The sequence below is a fragment of the Anaerobiospirillum sp. NML120449 genome, assembly GCF_023051105.1.
Taxonomy (GTDB): domain Bacteria; phylum Pseudomonadota; class Gammaproteobacteria; order Enterobacterales; family Succinivibrionaceae; genus Anaerobiospirillum.
The window spans coordinates 39,920-56,256 of the sequence record NZ_JALKIL010000025.1 but is presented as its reverse complement, the minus strand read 5'-3'; the positions used below and the strand labels follow the sequence as shown (position 1 = coordinate 56,256).

Here is a 16,337-nt window from a genome sequence, read left to right as displayed (position 1 = left end):
AATGAACAAAATTCTGTGGATAAGCAGCTGCTGCGTACACGACCTTGCCAGTGAGTCCGCCCTGCAGGTGCGCAATATGATAAGTGAGCTTGCCGAGCGCAATGCCTCAGTAGTGTGCCTGAGCACTGATGTCAGAACCTCAGCTGACCTGCAGACAGTCCATCCGGCTGCCCGCAAGGAGCTGCAGTTTGCCCGCAACAAGGTCATGTTTGAAGAGGGCAAGGTCCAGTATGTCTATACCATGACAGCCCAGCACCGCCTTGCGCAGATGACCACCTATGAGCAAAGTCTTTTCTACAATGAAATGACTCCTGTTATCTGCGGCCTCAAGCCTGACGTAGTGGTAGTGTCCACCAGTGACATTCTCTCCATGGCCTGCCTCAACCTGGCCCGCAACAGCGGCATACCATGCGTCTTTGCTCTGCTTGAGCCTCCAGCTGAAGACTTTTCTTTACGCGATGTGGACCTTATTGTCTCCACCTCACGCAGCCTGATTGACGATTTTGTTACCCCGGCAGGCCGCGAGGCTGTCTATCTTGGTCCTTTTGTCAGCTCCAATGGTCCTTTAATGGACTCCTACTTAAAGGCCCGCATTGAGCATGACAAAACAGTAATGGAAGCCCGCGAGCGTGCCGCCGCCTCCATTGAGTCCGTATTCCTGACTCAGGATGCCGCCAGCCGTGTCCACGAGGCTGCCCGTCAGACCTCCTCATACTACAGCTCCATTCTCTCCTCCATACCGGAGCTCAAGGAGCTTAATGATTCCCTTGATAATCTGAGTGCCACAGTAAGCGCATCCCGCACCGCCTCAGCTGCAGGCGCAGCTGTGGCCGGTGCCGCCGGAGCCGCAGGCACGGCTGGCACCCAAGGTGCTGCCGCAGCAGGCATCCCTGAGGGCATGCCGGTGCGTGACCGCGATGCCATCTTACGAGAGCGTGCAGCTGCCATTGAGGCAGCTGCCGCTCAGGCTCAGAGCGAGGTGCCGCCAATTGACTGGAGCCGTGTGCCTTTCCCTGATGTCTCAGAACGCCGCTACATTGTCATGGTGTCTCCTAACCATGAGCATGGTCTGGGTATTTTCCTGGGCCTTGCCCGTGAGTGTCTTAAAGACAGCCGCTTTGAGGGTTACAAATTTGCTGTCTACGAGACTGAGGACAATCAGTTTGAGCTCTGTGCCCTTGATTACTACTTCAGGAACTCCTCAGGTCAGGCTTATGACAGAGAGCTAATTAACTCCATTGAAGTCATCACTGACAAAGACTTTAACGATCTCATGTCCATGACCCGTGTGCTGGTCATGCCTACCCTTTCCTATGTCTCTAACAGCTCAGTAGGCCTGCAGGCTCTGAGTCATGGTACAGCTGTGATTACCACAGGTCAGAATGTATTAAGAGAGCAGCTGCTGCAGGCAGGCCGCTATGTTGAAGTCGACCAGGAGCTTATCGACAATCTCAATCAGGCTCCTGATGAGTGTCAGATAAAGCCATGGGTAGAGGCCCTGTATGCCGAGCTTACCAGCCCGGTAGAGCCATGCCGCTACTGGGATGTCTTCAGCCAGACTGATTATTACTGCTGCGCCATGCGCCTTGCTCATGCCATGGCTCCGCTGCTGCGCCGCAGGGCCGGTAACAGCCCTCAGCTGATGCGCCGTGGCACCTTCTCCCTGCGTGCCATTATCCAGTCAGAAAACGAGGCCAAGAAGCGTGCCGCCCGTCTGGCAGCCCGCGTCTCTGCCAGCCTCTTAAGCCCTGCAGATGACGCCCCGGCCAACGACAGTGAAGACGCCATCATCCTGTCTCGTGAGCTCGATGCTGCCAGTGCTGCATCCTCCTACAGCTCACTGACTACCAGCCGCAGCATCAGCAGGTCCACGGCCGCCCAGCGCTCCATGACAGCCAGCGCCGCCGCCGTCGACGAGGACGATATCGTCCTCAGCGCTGACGACTGACCCCGGCACACGGCGCATAAGCGCCCTGTGCCGGCCCTCAGCCATGCGACGGCCCAGCCGTCGCAGGGCTGAGGCCACTGTCCATGCCTGGACAAACTAAAAAAGCCACTGGCTCACGCCCGTGGCTTTTTGACTTTTGGGGACCGACAAAAGCAGCCCCCGGTTTGACCGTACCACGGCCTGCCAGACCGCCCGGCTGGCCGCATAAGGCCAGTCATCCGGGCAGGGCCTTGCGGCGGGGCATCAGCTGGTGAAGCTGATGGCGCTGCCGCAGAAAGGGCAGACCTGCTCTGTGCCGGACAGACGGTTATAGGCGCCGTCACAGATAAAGGTCTCATGGCCGCAGCTGCAGCGGAACATGAAGGCATGTCCGTGGCGCAGCTGGTCAAGGCAGCGCAGCAGGACAGCTATCTGAGGCAGACGATAGCGTCTGAATATGCCCATTTTTTCGTTGTCATCAGCTCCCGGGATGAGGCTGCCCTTTGGGGCATTGCGCTCATCGCTGGCATCCCTGTCAGCAAGATGGCAGTACATGTCATGGACAGCAAGAGCCCATGGGATATTAATGGCTCCGCAGTGGCCGCGCTCTCTGTCCCTGGTCTGCTGGCTGCGCAGAGCATTTAGTCGTGACTGGGCACTGACTGCTGATCTTTTGAGCTTTTTGTGGCTCACCAGAGCATGGACACAAAGCGGCAGCCACTTAACAGCAGGAGTACGTCCTTTCGGGGCTATACCTGCAGCCAGGGCAGCAAGGCCACCGGCCGGGCCGCCTGAGCTGCCCTGACCGCCATCGCGGCTCAGTGCAGACTTTGCGCTGAGCATACTGAGCAGGTCCAGTCTGTTGAGGTCACGGTAGCGGTCGCAGCCGCCATAAGACTGCCTTCCACCATTCCAGTCCCAGCTGCCCATATTGCTGGCAGCATGCTCATCATATTCACAGCTGCACAGATAATCATAAAGGGCCCTCATGGCAGGACGTCGTCTGTAGTCAGCAAGGGAATAAAGCCCCATACGATGACCATCGACAGTGGCCACATTGAGCACCTCAATAAGCTCCTCGAGCCCCTCAGAAAAACGCCCACCCTGATGCTGACCATCATCACTGCCCAGGCCTGCAGAGCCATGGCCATTGCCATGGCCATTGCTCTGGCCATGGCTCTGGCCACGGCCTGATTTGGCATCCTTGCCAGCACTGGAGGTCTTTATCGAAGGCTCACAGCAGGACTCTGAGCCTGCCCCTGAACCGCATTCTGCATCAGAGCTCTGGCACTGGTCACTGCGGCTGTCAGCATGGCCAGCAGCCATGGCATCTTCGGCAGTGCTGTCTGCAGGACCTTGGTTCTTACTGGAGGCAGAGGATTGAGCTTTTGCTTTTCGGCCGCGCTTGCCAGTGCTCTTGCTGACTGTAGAGCTCGCAGCTGCAGCAGCTGCATCAGTGTCAACAGCTGCGGTCAGAGCATCATCACCAGACTCAGCCGCAGTCTCTGTCTCATTAGCATCATGGCATGTCTTTACCTGGTCAGCATAGCCCTCGGCTGTAGTGCAGGCACAGGTGCTTACTGCATCATGAGTGGCTTTTGCATCATCCCCGGCATAAGCAACTGAATTGTCATCAGAACAGGCTTCAGTGGCTGCTACTTCGTTCGCATCATTAGCTGGTTGCGCAACGGCAGAGGAGCCTTTGGCAGCAGCTGCATCAGCAACAGCATCAGGACCATTGTCAGCACCAGTACCAGCATCAGCAGCTACGTGAGCACCATCATTGGAGCCTGTTCCTGCAACAGGGGCAGCCGCGTCATTGATTGAGGCTGCATCAGCACCAGTATCAATCCCTGTTGTATCACCTGAATCAGGGCCAGTACTGTCAGAGCTTTCTTGAGTATTGCCCTTAGGGCCTGATGCAGATCCTGCATCATGGACGGCATTCTCAGGGCCCGAGGCGGCATCACTGCCAGCATCAGCACTTGCATCAACCCCAGTTTCAGCATGTGAATCAGAGCCAGCACCGTCAGAACCATAATGAGTGCAGCCCTCTGAGCAGGAGTCAGCTACTGCATACTGGCCAGTAGTGTCAGTGCTTTGCTCGCAAGAAACACCGCCATGCTCATCAGTAGCTGGGGAGCTTGCAGAGGCTATGGAAGGAGCATTTGCACTTGCTTTGGCAGATGCTGCTTTAGTGTCTGAGGCAGTTGCATAGTCAGTTGCTGAAACAGCATCGGAACCGGTGCCAGTGCTATTACCGGTGTCGGTGTCCTTTACCTCATGGTCCTGACCGCCGTTTATGTTGCAGTTGCTGTTGCTTGTGCTGCTGGTGGCGCTTGTGCCCATGGTCCGGCCATGGCTATGGCTTTGGCGGTCAGTGTCATGCTCAGTGGTGCAGGCAGTGCTTGAGTGCTGCGGGGCCTGCACTTGCAGGTCAGGCAGGTCGTCAGTGGCGCTTACTGTGTTTAGGGTTACGGTTATGTGGCCGTCCTCATGACTGATCGACGCCATGGCAAGACCGCCGGCCCGTATGAAGCTGTCAGCAAAGATCAGGCTCTGCATGCGCTCTGATTCTCCGCCCTCGCAGGACAGTACATAACGCTCACTGTAGAGCAGGCCCTGATCACGGTGAAAGGCAAAGTACAGTCTGATCATGTTATCAAGGGCCATTTTGCTTACCGGATGAGTAAGCTCAGCACTCATACTGCGTCTCTGACCGCTGATGGTGTTATCAGCCAGAAGCTCCCTGAGCATGGAGCTGTCCATGCTCATGCCCATGTTGCTGCCACCGGTCCATGCAGCGGCATCAGCGCCGCCGCCTGTGCCAGTGCCGGAGCCGTAACCGGCCGTTTCATGGCTCCATGCCTTATTGTGCTCATCGGCACTGTGAATAACCTGGCCTGACCAGCTGTGCTGCACCTGGCCGCAAGGCAGCTCACAGGCCAGCCGGGGCAGAAAGTAACTTACCTCCTCACTGGTCATGCCTTTCATGCTCAGGGCCAGAGCCAGCATCTGCAGCTCACGGGCATCAGACCTGCCATGACTGCTGGTACGGCCTGCCTTGCGGCTGTCAGCAGCAACGCTGCTGCAGCTGCATGCATCTGCAGGCTGAGTTGAGGCATGCTGACTCTTAAGCCTGTGCACGCCTGTGGCCTGAGGGTCAGCATAGTCGGTCCCAGCTTTTTTCCATGTACCTGTGCTGTCATCTGTAGCTGTACCCAAACCGGCATCAGAGCCTGCAATTGTTCCAGCCTCATTGCCATCAAATCCATGGCCTGCTGCGCAGCCTGAAGCTGCAGGAGCAGCTGAGCCAGCACAATCATACGGCGCTGCTGCAACGTGGGACGAACCATTGGCAGCCTCAGTCATGGAACTTGTAAGCTGGGCATGGCTGTAAGCTCCTGTACGGAATTGGGAGCGGCTCTTTCGGCTCTTTATGGTTTGCCAGAATGTCCTGGAGGTCAGACATTTGCCCTCAGCAAGATGATTGAGTCCTGCTGAGCTGGAGGTGTCCAGGGCCTGACTCGGTTGCCGGCTCTCGTCACTGTCAGCCGCAGCTGCAACACCATCATTGTGGCCATGGCCATAGCCCCAGCTTCCATGGGAGTTGCTGAGCTCAGAGTCATTTGCGCAGGTCAGGCCAGCATGCGCAAGCATGCTCTCAGAATGGGCCGCTTGAGCAGTTATGCCAGAGGCAGGCCCTGCAGCTGTTGAGGCTGATGATGAGGCTGAAACGGATAACGAAACTTGAGCGTCTGATGAAGCTGATGTCGCACCAGATGTCCCTGTGATTTCAATCTCACCTGTGGCGAAGCTGCGAGCCTGAGCATGAGCTTTAGCCAAAGCCTTTGCTTCGGCTGGGACAGTCGTGGTGGCCAGAGCATCAGCCGGGACGGCACCTGGGCGGCGTACGCCCTTGCAGGCAGCGCCGCCAGAACCGGGATTGCTGGTTATGACTGCGGCTGCACGGCGGGATGACAGGGAGGCTGTGCAGGCGCGCAGCATGCACTCAAGGGCATTATCAGGCTGGCTGAAGACACCATTGAGGTGTACCACATCACAGGTGGCCAGTGTGGCCTCTTCAAGGGCACTTTTGTAAACCTTACGGGCTCTTTTATCATGCGGACCACCCTCAGTGCCCAGAGAGCTGTTAAATGCCCTTATCAGGGAGCTGATGATGAGCTGCTCATCATTGGCATCATCAATAAGCCCGGCTGCCCTGGCCGAGCAGCGCTCACCCTTACCAGCTGCACCAGCACCGTTATCAACAGAGCTTTCAGCCGAATGACGGGTTCTGTGTCTGTCCGAACGGCCGCCAATTATCTCATCCCACCAGAAGGTGCCTTTGCTGCTGGCTATAGCAGAGTCACAGTCAGAGTCTGAGCCCTCATTACAGCCATAGCCAGAGTCAGCTCCGGCAGCACAGTCAGTGTCTGTGCAAGCCGTACTGGATGAGCCTGACACATGCGCAGAGTCATTACCTTGTGAGCAGCAAGATTTCCTCTCGATCTCAACCTCACCTTCCACTTCAATTTCACTGACGGAGTTGCCTCCCAAAGTGCGCTCAGTTTCACTGTCTGCATGGTCATTATTTGCTGCAAGGAGAGCAGGGCTCTGGCTATGGTCATGATCCTGTCCCTTGCCATGCTTATGGCCTTTTCCTTTGCTATTTGGCTTGCTGGTGTTACTGCTGATGGAGCTGCAGTCACTGCATTCATGGTCGTCATTGCCAGTACGTCCAGTATTGCTGTCAGTGCTGTAACTGTAGGCCGTTTGCGTGGTCTTATCAGTCTCATTGCAGGTACCAGCCTGCTTGACGGGCTCCATGGCAATAGCCCACGCATCCTGGCTGTCAGTACAGGAGCTGCTGCCAGTATCAGTGCTGAGCTCGTCCTGCTGGGCACACAGTTCCTCTCCCAGACTGGCTATGTTGCCCTCATTACACAGCAGGGACTTGTACAGGGCTCCGGCAGGAGCATTGCTCTGAGAGTACTGTGAGCTGTGCTGACCACTGCCGCTGCCTGCAAGGGCTGCATCAGCAGTGCAGGCAGTGGCACAGGCTGCATCTGCATCAGGCTTTGAGTATGCGTCAGCGTCGTTGCTGCTGCCATCATCACTGGCATTGTCTGCAAGGCCCACCGCATCATCAGCAGTGCTCTGTGCATTGTCATAGTTAATCAGGTCATAATCGCAGCTGCCAGGCAGTCTGGCTGGGCTCTTGGGACGGGCAGGGGCAGCTTGTTCTGGCGCAGCATTGCTGGCAATGCCTGACTGGTCAGCAAGGGCACTGTCGGTATCGACTCCAGCCTCAACAATCCCGCCACAATCATCAGCATCAGTGCCATTACGCAGCTTACTGCTGCTGCCGCTGCGGCCCGCAGTGCCGCAGCTGGAGCCGCCAGTGGCCTTTGCTGAGGGCTGGCCTGACTCAGGGTGGTAGTTATCTGTTTTGAGCTCATGGCGGCTCTGACGGGTATTAATCTCATGGAGCAGGGACTCAAAAAGAGCTCTACGTTCAGGCAGGTGTCGGGCTGTGAGTATTCTGGTAAGCATGGTCTCCAGATATTCACTGGTATCGACACCGAGGTCTGCCATGCTGTGCAAATTGCTCAGAGCGTATTGCGCAGCTGTGCTGTAGCTGTCGCTGTCGCCGCTGGCATCAGCTACGCTATGGCGCGGCCATTCAGGGCCTGGAGCAAGCTCACATAGCCTGGCCAGATCCCCTGAGCTTTCAAAGCTGGCTGCGTTGAGTACTGAGCGGTCAGAGAGCAGCTGATAGAGGGCTTCGCTCAGCTCTGGCCATGAGGCAAGATGATCACAGTGCTCCATAAGCACACGGGCAAGAGTGCCACAGCGTCCTGCCATCTTGAGCTCACTTTCACTGGCTGTACCATCTTCAAGGGCATCAACAGCCAGCTCCAGATGCTGCAGTGATCGGTGAATCATCAGAGAGTCGATATCGAGACTGTAAAGACTGTCAGCTACGGCTCGCTCATAGCCCTTAAAGATCTTACGGGTAGAATTTGGTCTTTCCGGGTCTGATGCCAGATGCTGCTCATAAGTAAGATACTTGCCACGGGCACCGCCCTGAGCTTCACCTGGTGCATCGCTGCAGGCAGCGCCATCCACCAGGCTGCTCTTATCTCCAGACTTATCAGCATCAGCAGCTGGCTGTGCAACCTCCTCAGGGCTGCTCTCATCCATGCGGCTCTCATGCTCAGCACAGTCTGCACTTTCTTCACTGCTGTCGTGGCCAACATCGTCGCTGATATTGTTGCTGCCGTCATCGACACTGATACTGTCGCTGCTGCTATTTACCTGAGCGGCAGAGCAGCTCTGCTTCTCTTCCTGTTTCAGTGCAGTGGCTTCAGCATTGTCATGCACCAGTGCCTGCTTATGCTCAGGTTCATGTTCATGTTCATGTCCATGTGCATGGCTGTCTGCGTCATGGGCATCCTGCTGCATGCTGGCAGATGGATGGTGGCCCTCATCTTCATTGAGATGGTCATGCTCAGCACGAGCAACGCCATCGCAGCTGTCGTCGAGGCCGTCGTTATTGCTGCTTTCATGAGCAGTACCGACCCCACAATCGATGCAGGCACCGACACTGCTGTCGCTGCTGTTGCGACTGGCTGTGACACTGTCGTCGTGTCTGTCACTGCAGGCTAAGAGGCAGTCTTCGTCGCTTACCGTCTGAGCTGAGATGCAGGACTGTGCAGGGGCTGGTTCTTTTGCCAGTGCCAGTAACATCGCAATTGCCTTCTCCTGGACATCTGAAGGTATGGCAGTGGCCTTTGGGCCTTTTGGCTTGCTGCTGGAGTGAAGGCTGGTTTTGGCCTTTGAGCCAGACCTGGTTTTTGAGGTATTGGAGCCAGAGGTGGCGTCCGGGGCATTGGAGCAAGAGTGAGGCTTTCTGACTTTGCGGCCTGACAGGGAGTTTGGTGCCTTGCTGCTCGCATGATCAGCACTACCAGAGTGGTCTTTGTGGCCGCCGGACTCGCAGCAGGATGCGCAGCCGGATGGTATGCCGCTGCTGATGACTTCACTGGCAACGTAGTCTTGTGCCTCAGCATGGGCATTGGCATGGCAATAGACCATTGCTTGGGCCATAGGATGATTCCTGGATGGAGATTTTGCCTTTGCTTTTGTCGTGGCCTTCTGCTTTGGCTGAGTCATGGTCTTGCTCTGTGAGCCCTTTAAGTTCTTTGAGGTCTTTGATGATGTGGCGGTCCTGGCATTAGCCTTTGGCTGGCTGCAGCGGGGACGCAGGTCATTGGAGGCGGCTAATGCAGATGCATGTGCTGGCTCTGCTGTCAGCTGCTGTTCGGCGTCATGGGTATGGTCTGCAGGGTTACGCTTTTCACAGAGTTCAAGGTAGCAGGCAAGAGACATTGGGATATCACTGTCAGCATCCGGGCGGACGGGTAAACGACCTTTGAGCCTGTTGGCATTACGGTTCTTTTGATGACAAGTGATTTGTCCATCAGGCAGGAATGTGGTCTGTGCAGATGAGTTGTGACCCTCTCCTGGTATGAAATGGTCCTCAATGAAATGCATGATGAATGTCTCCTGGGAGAGTGGTCAAAGGGAATCAAAAAGGTACAGGTACAGTTAAAAAAGGCACAGCTCGGCCCGGCTATCCATAAAAGGACAGGCCTGGTCTGGCTGTGCTCGACAAAGTACCAAGGATAAAAACTTAAGACAGGAGCAAGGGCCATTGCTGCTCTTTGCTCCCTTACTGGTGCTGTCAGGGAGACAGCGCTTATGTGTTTGTTTGACTGGGCAGTCATGCCGTCATGTGACTTGCATGACTGCCATACTTTTCAAAGCTCTGAGCTCAAGAACTTAACTGCCCTGGCAGTATCGGACCGCATTGGCTTACAGGGATGCAGAGAAGTCGGCATGGCCGCCTGCTGTTCATCTGTGATGTCTGAGCCCTGAGGGGATCATGACAGCAGCCTGGTTGCAGAGCCACGGCCGGCTTGCTGCGTCATGGCTTCAGGCTCTGACGCTTGCAGCAGGCAAGGTGCATTAAGGCTGCATAGTCGCTTACTGCACGGGCAGCCTCATCACGGCGCAGCTGTGATGGCAGGTCAAAGACCAGAGCACTGTGAGCAAGTCCTGTCAGCTCCTGATTGCTGACGGAGCTGAAGCTTGCAGACTCTCTGAGCTTTGCCATACGGGCATAGACCTGACCCTGAATGTTTGAGTAAACATTGCAGCAGCGCAGGGCACCTTCGTTCTGGAAGATTTCTGAGCTTTCAATAAATTTATGAGCTGACGGCCTTGCATGAGCACAGCCTGGCTTACGGCCATGGTGTTCACAGGCGGCAGCTACAGTTCCGTAGTGATTGCGTTTTTGCAGTACATCCAGCAGAGCCAGAGGTACTTTAGGGGCACGACAGGCAGTGCTGACCGACAGGTCAGCCAGTTCAGACATCTTATTACCTCGGGTAAGGTTAAGGCTGCCGGACTGACGGAGCTCAGACTGGCTGCTCACAATGCCCAGAGCTGAGTTCAAAGTCATACCGGAGTGAGCAAGGTAATTATTCTGCAAGCCGCTGTTGCCACAGTCAGCTGGGGCTTCATGGCCGACAGACTTTCCGGCAAGACCTGCAGTGTTCTTCTTGCGGCCACACCTTGCCTTGTCTTTGATTACAGGCATGCTCAGCACTGTGCTCAGTGAGCGGGTCAGTGGCGCAATACTGGTGGCACAGTCTGTGGTGTTCAGTCTTTCCAGAGCTGTTCTTAACTTTCCGGCATTGCGGCTGTGCAGAGTGGTTTTAATCAGGACGTCATGCAGTCTGGCTGCAGGCCTGAAAAACATGCCGGTAAACTCCCTGCGCTGCTCATTGGAGAATCTGAGCTTATGGCAGCTTGCTTGGGAAATCAGGGCAATACGCTTTCCACCCCCGGCAAAAGCAAAGCTGTCAAAGTCACTGTCATTTGCACTGTCACTTTCACTGTCAAATTCACTTCCCAGATAAGCGTCTGAGCCATAATCACGTCCTGCATCTTTATAGTCGACACAGGCACTGTCGGCTGTAGAGCCTTTCTTACTACCGGGGCGCTTCTTACTGAATGCAGCCGACTCACTGCCTGCAGCGCCACAATCGGTCATCTCAACGGAGGCAGACTTACGGCCATTTTCCGAGCCACCAGCTGCACAGACAGCTCGGCTCTTAGCCTGAGACTGACAGTAGGCCAGAGCTTTCTGGCTCTTCTTTTGGCTTTTCTGAGCTGAGCTGTCAGTATCCTGCAGCTCATGAGAATGAGCAGGTTCTACAGACTCATCTGACTCAACAGACTCAACTGAATCAAAAGACTGAACAGACTGATCAGCGGTGAGCTCCTGGATGTGGGCCTCGCTGTGAGACAAGTCCGAAGTGCCTGCATTCTCACGGGTACTCTCGGTCTGCTGGCTCAGGCCAGCTTGGCTGTCCATGTCCTTTACTATGCTGTTGCTGACGCTGCTGACGCTGCTGACGCTGGTGGTGTTGCGGGCAACACCTGTAGCACCTGAGGTGAAAGCTGCAGGGGCCAGAGATACTAAGTTAGAGCTGTGCTTTGCCTGGCCGGCGCAGGCCCCTGGCTCGGTGTCCATAGCGGCAGTGGCTTCACTGCTGGTGCCGCTGGTACAGTCGGTGTTTTCAGTACAGTCAGTACTGCAGGTCTTACCGTTAGTTCGTGAGGTGATGAAGAGACTCAGGCCATTATCTTTACTGAGGTGCTCCTCTTTGCTGTCGCTGCTGCATTCATCTGCAGACCTGGTGCTGTCCTTTGCCGTGGCATTTTTCTTTTTGAACATAGTGCTGCGGGTACGTCCTGAACCCTTACTTCCATACAGAGAGCCAAAGCCATTGGAAAGGGCTGTCAGGTCAAAGGTGCGGCTGACATGCTGGCTGTCCTCGAGGTCTGCTGTTCTTGCGTTGCTGTTATGGGCACTGAGGAGGACAGAGCTCTGGTTATGGGCTGTGCTCAGCTCTGTACTGTTCTCAGTTTCAAAATTCTTACTGTTATCTGCAGTTTTTGCTGGTGCAGCAGCCTGACAGGATTTTCCATCGTTGGCCTGCAGTGCAGCTCTGTCAGCTGAGCTCTCTGTTGAGGCTCGGTATTTCATGACCTGGGCAGAGCTTCCTGACTTTACTTTGCGACCCTGTGAGAGCTGCTCAAGCATCATGGCTGAGGTTTTAAGCTTCTCATTACCGCCATTGCGATCCAGTCCTGATAAGCGGTTGCTGGATATGAAGTCACGGGCAAAGCTGGCACTGAAATCAGTGCGGGCACGGGCTGCTGCTGCACCTCCACATCCTCTGCCACCCATGGCATCAGATCGGGTAGATGAGCTCTCTGAGCTAAGAGAGTAAGGGTCAAATCTGAAGCTGTATGCGTCAGTGTCAGAAGATCTGGTATTGATGTCAGTACCAAGTGAAGCAACAGCACGGCTGAGCTCATCACTGTACTCTTCGGTAACTGCCTGCTCATCAGTCATGGTATCGGTGCTGCGCAGGGCAAGGTCAGTACCGGTGACAAAGAGTGAAGCCATTACATGGCGCAGGACCTGAGATTCAGGACAGGTACTTCCTGACCAGCGTCTGCCCAGTTCATGAAAGTACAGGGCTGAGTGCAGGGCTGCACTTAAGGGCTTATGGTCAGCGTAATTTTCCGGGGAGCTGTCAGCATCGACAGCAGGGGAGGCATCTTCAGCAGCATGGTCAGTTTCAACTGCTGCAGCACTGGCATGAGAAAGTCCACAGGCTTCAGGCAAATTGCAGCTCTTTGATGGAGTGGCGTCATGTTCTGCTCGGAACTGGCTGCTCTTTGACTTTGAGGTGGCAGCCTTGCGGATATTGCCCCTGGCTGCAGCTGAGGCTGCAACAGAGCGCTTGCCTTTGCCTGATGACTTGCCTGTCACGCGACACTGAGCACCGCCAGTTCCCGGGCCATCAGAGGCATCAGTGGCATCCGATGCATCCGGGGCAACCTCTGTTTCATCACAGTTACAGGAGCTTTTGCAGCATGCTGAGCCTGCGTAACTGTCAGCATTGTCCTTATCACTGTCAGATGCACTGTCGCTCATAAGGCTAATTGCAACGCTCTTGTCACTGCCTATGTCCTGGGTGACGCTATGCAGATCAGCCGGGCTCACTGTAAGGTCGGGTGCACTGCATGAGCACGGCACAGGGTGGGCAGCAATGCTGCGGGGATCAGGTACATCCTCTATGGGCTGAAACATGGCTTTTTCCTTGAAATCTGTTTGACTGGTATTGGGAGCGGAACCTTTGGTCCTGACTGGTTAATGTTGACGGTTTGAGCTGCATCGTAGCTGTATGAGACAAGGCAGAAATTGTTCATCAGTTATGAGCGGCTCATTTGTATGTGACGCAATGCTTAGTACCCAGACAGAACTGCATACTGTTATCTCAGTAAAACTGGGAGCCTGTTAGCGCTGTTCGCCATAGCAACGGCTGTACAAGGAGCGTGCTATTAGTTGCTGCGGATAGTGGTGCAGAAATGCCAGGTTGTTACCGGGCTCGCTGCATACTGTCATCTCAGTAAATCTTATGGCGTTTACAGTCCAGCCTGTACAGTCCGGCTGTGCTGATGTCTTGCTGTTGACTGCAAACGTATGCTTTTGAGGGCGAGTATATGCCTCCTGATATTGCTGGCTGACTGGCGCAGCATATGTGAGTAATTAGGAGGACGCAGTGGCTTGCTTGTTGTGGCGAATGCGTCCTGTATGTCTTTTCTGTTGTGATGGCAGTGCGTTTGATATTTGTCTAATCACAGGCAGCTGCAAAGGTTACTGTTATTGTCAGGGCTGCAGGCAGTGCCATGCAGCCGTGATCTTTCACTATTGTCTGCTTCATCAGGAGGCGGGCTCTTACGCCTTGTGCGGGCCCGTTATCTCCTGTGAAACAGGAAAACTGGTTGTTACGTGGTTAAGGGATTCCCCGCCCCTCATACATCCTCGGAGGTCAGCTGTCTGAGCAGCATGCCGAAAGTTGGTTTCAAGTGATGGCATGCCCAGGCGGAGGTTAACTGCAATGGAGGTGAATTCTACTGTTATCTTGCACTTTAACTGTAGGAACTACTGTTATCTTCGATTCACCAGGCAGCTGTACTGCTCTGAACGGATACCTGCATAGAGGTCCGTCAGGGCTGTATGGGTAGCTGAGCAACATGCTAAGGGAGAAAGCGTGCTCCTCTCAGCAGGAAAGCGCTTACATTTGCGGTAAGCAACCGTACCCACATGTCGTCTGCTGTCAGACTTAGCTGCCGTGGAGTGCATTCTAATGTCTCAGATCGGGCAAAAACGTGATCTGTCTCACTTTTCTGTCCACGGGTGCGACAAGCCATTTTGGCCGAAGATGCCAAAAAATCCTCTGAATCGTCCTGGTTTTTAGATTGATGAATTTGCTGCAGGTGGCATAGGTACGTCATATCTAGTGCTTTTACGCAAGAACAAAATCAGGCCGTTTTTTCCCTTAAAAAATACTTTTGGCATATACATCTTTTGTTCGGATTTGTGGGTCCAGTCACATTTTTTGCGACGCACACTTTGAGGGCACCCCTGTTAAATTCATGTAAAGCAGGAAGTGCTTTTAGACAAAGTACATGTTTAAGCGATCTGAGTTTAAACGAACCAGATTACGGTTTTATTCATATGTCAAGGACATCCGGTGCGACAAAAAAATGGTTGCCCGTGGCTAACATATGCTGTTTCCTGGGGTAATGGCACCAGCACGGCAAGGGGTGAGGCCAACAAAGCTGGATCAGGATGAGTGACTTTTGGAGATGAACAGGGAGTCGATGGGGCTGAGCAGGATTTGATGGGGGATTTTGCCATGTTCATACCGGTGGCCTAAGCGCAGGTACAGGCTAAGGCCGCTGTCAGGCTGTTGAGATGGCAGGGATGGAGTTCAGATGAGAGGAGAACAGAGGAGTGCTATATCCTGTGTCTTGAGGTGTATCGGCGCAAAGCAGTATGCAAGTAATACAGGTGAACAGGCGGACTGTTGTGGGCAGGTATGAAGTAAGGGCAAGCGCTTCTGCAGGTACGCAAAAGCCCTCAAATCCTTGCGGAAATGAGGGCTTTTAAGCATGTGAGAGCTACGCTCTCTACGCTGTCATGCAGCTGTTAGCCAAGCAGGGAGAGACCCAGCTGTGGACGGGTATTGGCCTGCATGAGCATGGATGTAGCAGCCTGCTGAATGATGGACTGCTGGGACAGATTTGCGGACTCTTCGGCGAAGTCTGCATCACGAATTCTGCTACGGGCATCAGCCTGGTTGGCAGAAACGTTAGCCTGGTTACGAATGGAGCTCTCCAAACGGTTTTGGATTGCGCCCAGGCCTGCACGCTGGGAATCAATCTGACCGATTAAGTAGTCCATAGCCTTGATGGCGTTTGCTGCAGCACTGTTATTAGTTGCAGAGAAGATAATCTTGCCGCCATTAAAAAAGTTGCCAATCTTTATTTTGTTGCCCTGATTTGCACCATTACCAGTTTCAAAGAGCTTGGTAGCATCAGCAATTTTGGTAAATTTGGCGTTAGCAACTTCAAAGTCAATGGTATCGCCTTTATTTGCGCCAACCTGTAAGGTTAACTTACCTACTGAGCCTTCTGCATTTGCATAAATACCAGAATCCTTACCACCATCAAGAATTTTGGCGCCACCGAAAGTGGTCTTTGCAGCAATGCGGTTGATTTCATCAACTAAAGCAGTAGCTTCTTTAGAGAGGGCTGCTTTGTCTTCACCAGTGGTAGTGCCGTTATTGGCCTGAACTGCAAGAGTACGGATCTTCTGCAGCATGTTGGTGATTTCGTCCATAGCGCCTTCGGCGGTCTGAGCGAAAGCAATACCATCAGAAGCGTTGCGGTTGCCCTGGTTGAGGCCGTTGACTTGGGTGGTGAGGCGGGAGCTGATCTGCAGGCCAGCTGCATCGTCCTTTGCAGAGTTAATTCTCAGACCTGAACTGAGTCTCTGGTATGTGGTAGTCAGCTGATTCTGTACATTGTTGAGATAACGGCGGCCGTTAAGGCTGGAAACGTTTGTATTTACATAAACTGCCATGGTTAGTTCCTGTGACGTTAGTGTTAGTGCATAGCCATTGCGTCATGGTCAAATCCACGGCTCAACCGGCTCTATGACTTGGTTAACGGCCGTACTTGTATGTAAGTGCCTGGACAAATTTAATGCTTTACATATGCATTTTATTAAGCAAACTAGATACTGCGTAAACATTGACAAAGTGGCTTATTTAAGCCGTATTGTCTATCCTTAGACCATGCGGTAATGGCTGTGTAATAGTTTATAATAACCAAATCATTTTAGTTAGTGTGTGCATAATATGCTTGGGTTACCCCAAAACAGGTCAACTGGATAAAATGCAAAAGCCCTCAA

Annotated in this window: 4 protein-coding genes; 1 reads left to right on the top strand and 3 read right to left on the bottom strand. The window is 54.0% G+C overall.

The annotated features are described in order from the left end of the window. The first annotated feature begins 1 nt into the window (after position 1). Positions 2–1,948, top strand: a complete 1,947-nt coding sequence (locus MXE41_RS08260) for a hypothetical protein (RefSeq protein WP_247100155.1) — start codon at positions 2–4, stop codon at positions 1,946–1,948. A 243-nt stretch (positions 1,949–2,191) separates the two neighbouring features. Here MXE41_RS08260 and MXE41_RS08255 read toward each other — a convergent pair whose 3' ends face one another. From MXE41_RS08255 to MXE41_RS08245, 3 genes are all read right to left on the bottom strand, one after another. After that, positions 2,192–9,487 carry a hypothetical protein gene (locus MXE41_RS08255; RefSeq protein ID WP_247100154.1) on the bottom strand — a complete coding sequence of 2,432 codons (7,296 nt, stop codon included), beginning with the start codon at positions 9,485–9,487 and terminating at the stop codon, positions 2,192–2,194. A gap of 433 nt (positions 9,488–9,920) precedes the next feature. Next, on the bottom strand, positions 9,921–13,166 hold the full coding sequence (locus MXE41_RS08250; RefSeq protein ID WP_247100153.1) for a hypothetical protein: 3,246 nt from the start codon (positions 13,164–13,166) through the stop codon (positions 9,921–9,923). A 1,905-nt stretch (positions 13,167–15,071) separates the two neighbouring features. Then, positions 15,072–16,007, bottom strand: a complete 936-nt coding sequence (locus MXE41_RS08245) for a flagellin (RefSeq protein WP_247100152.1) — start codon at positions 16,005–16,007, stop codon at positions 15,072–15,074. Positions 16,008–16,337: the final 330 nt, after the last annotated feature.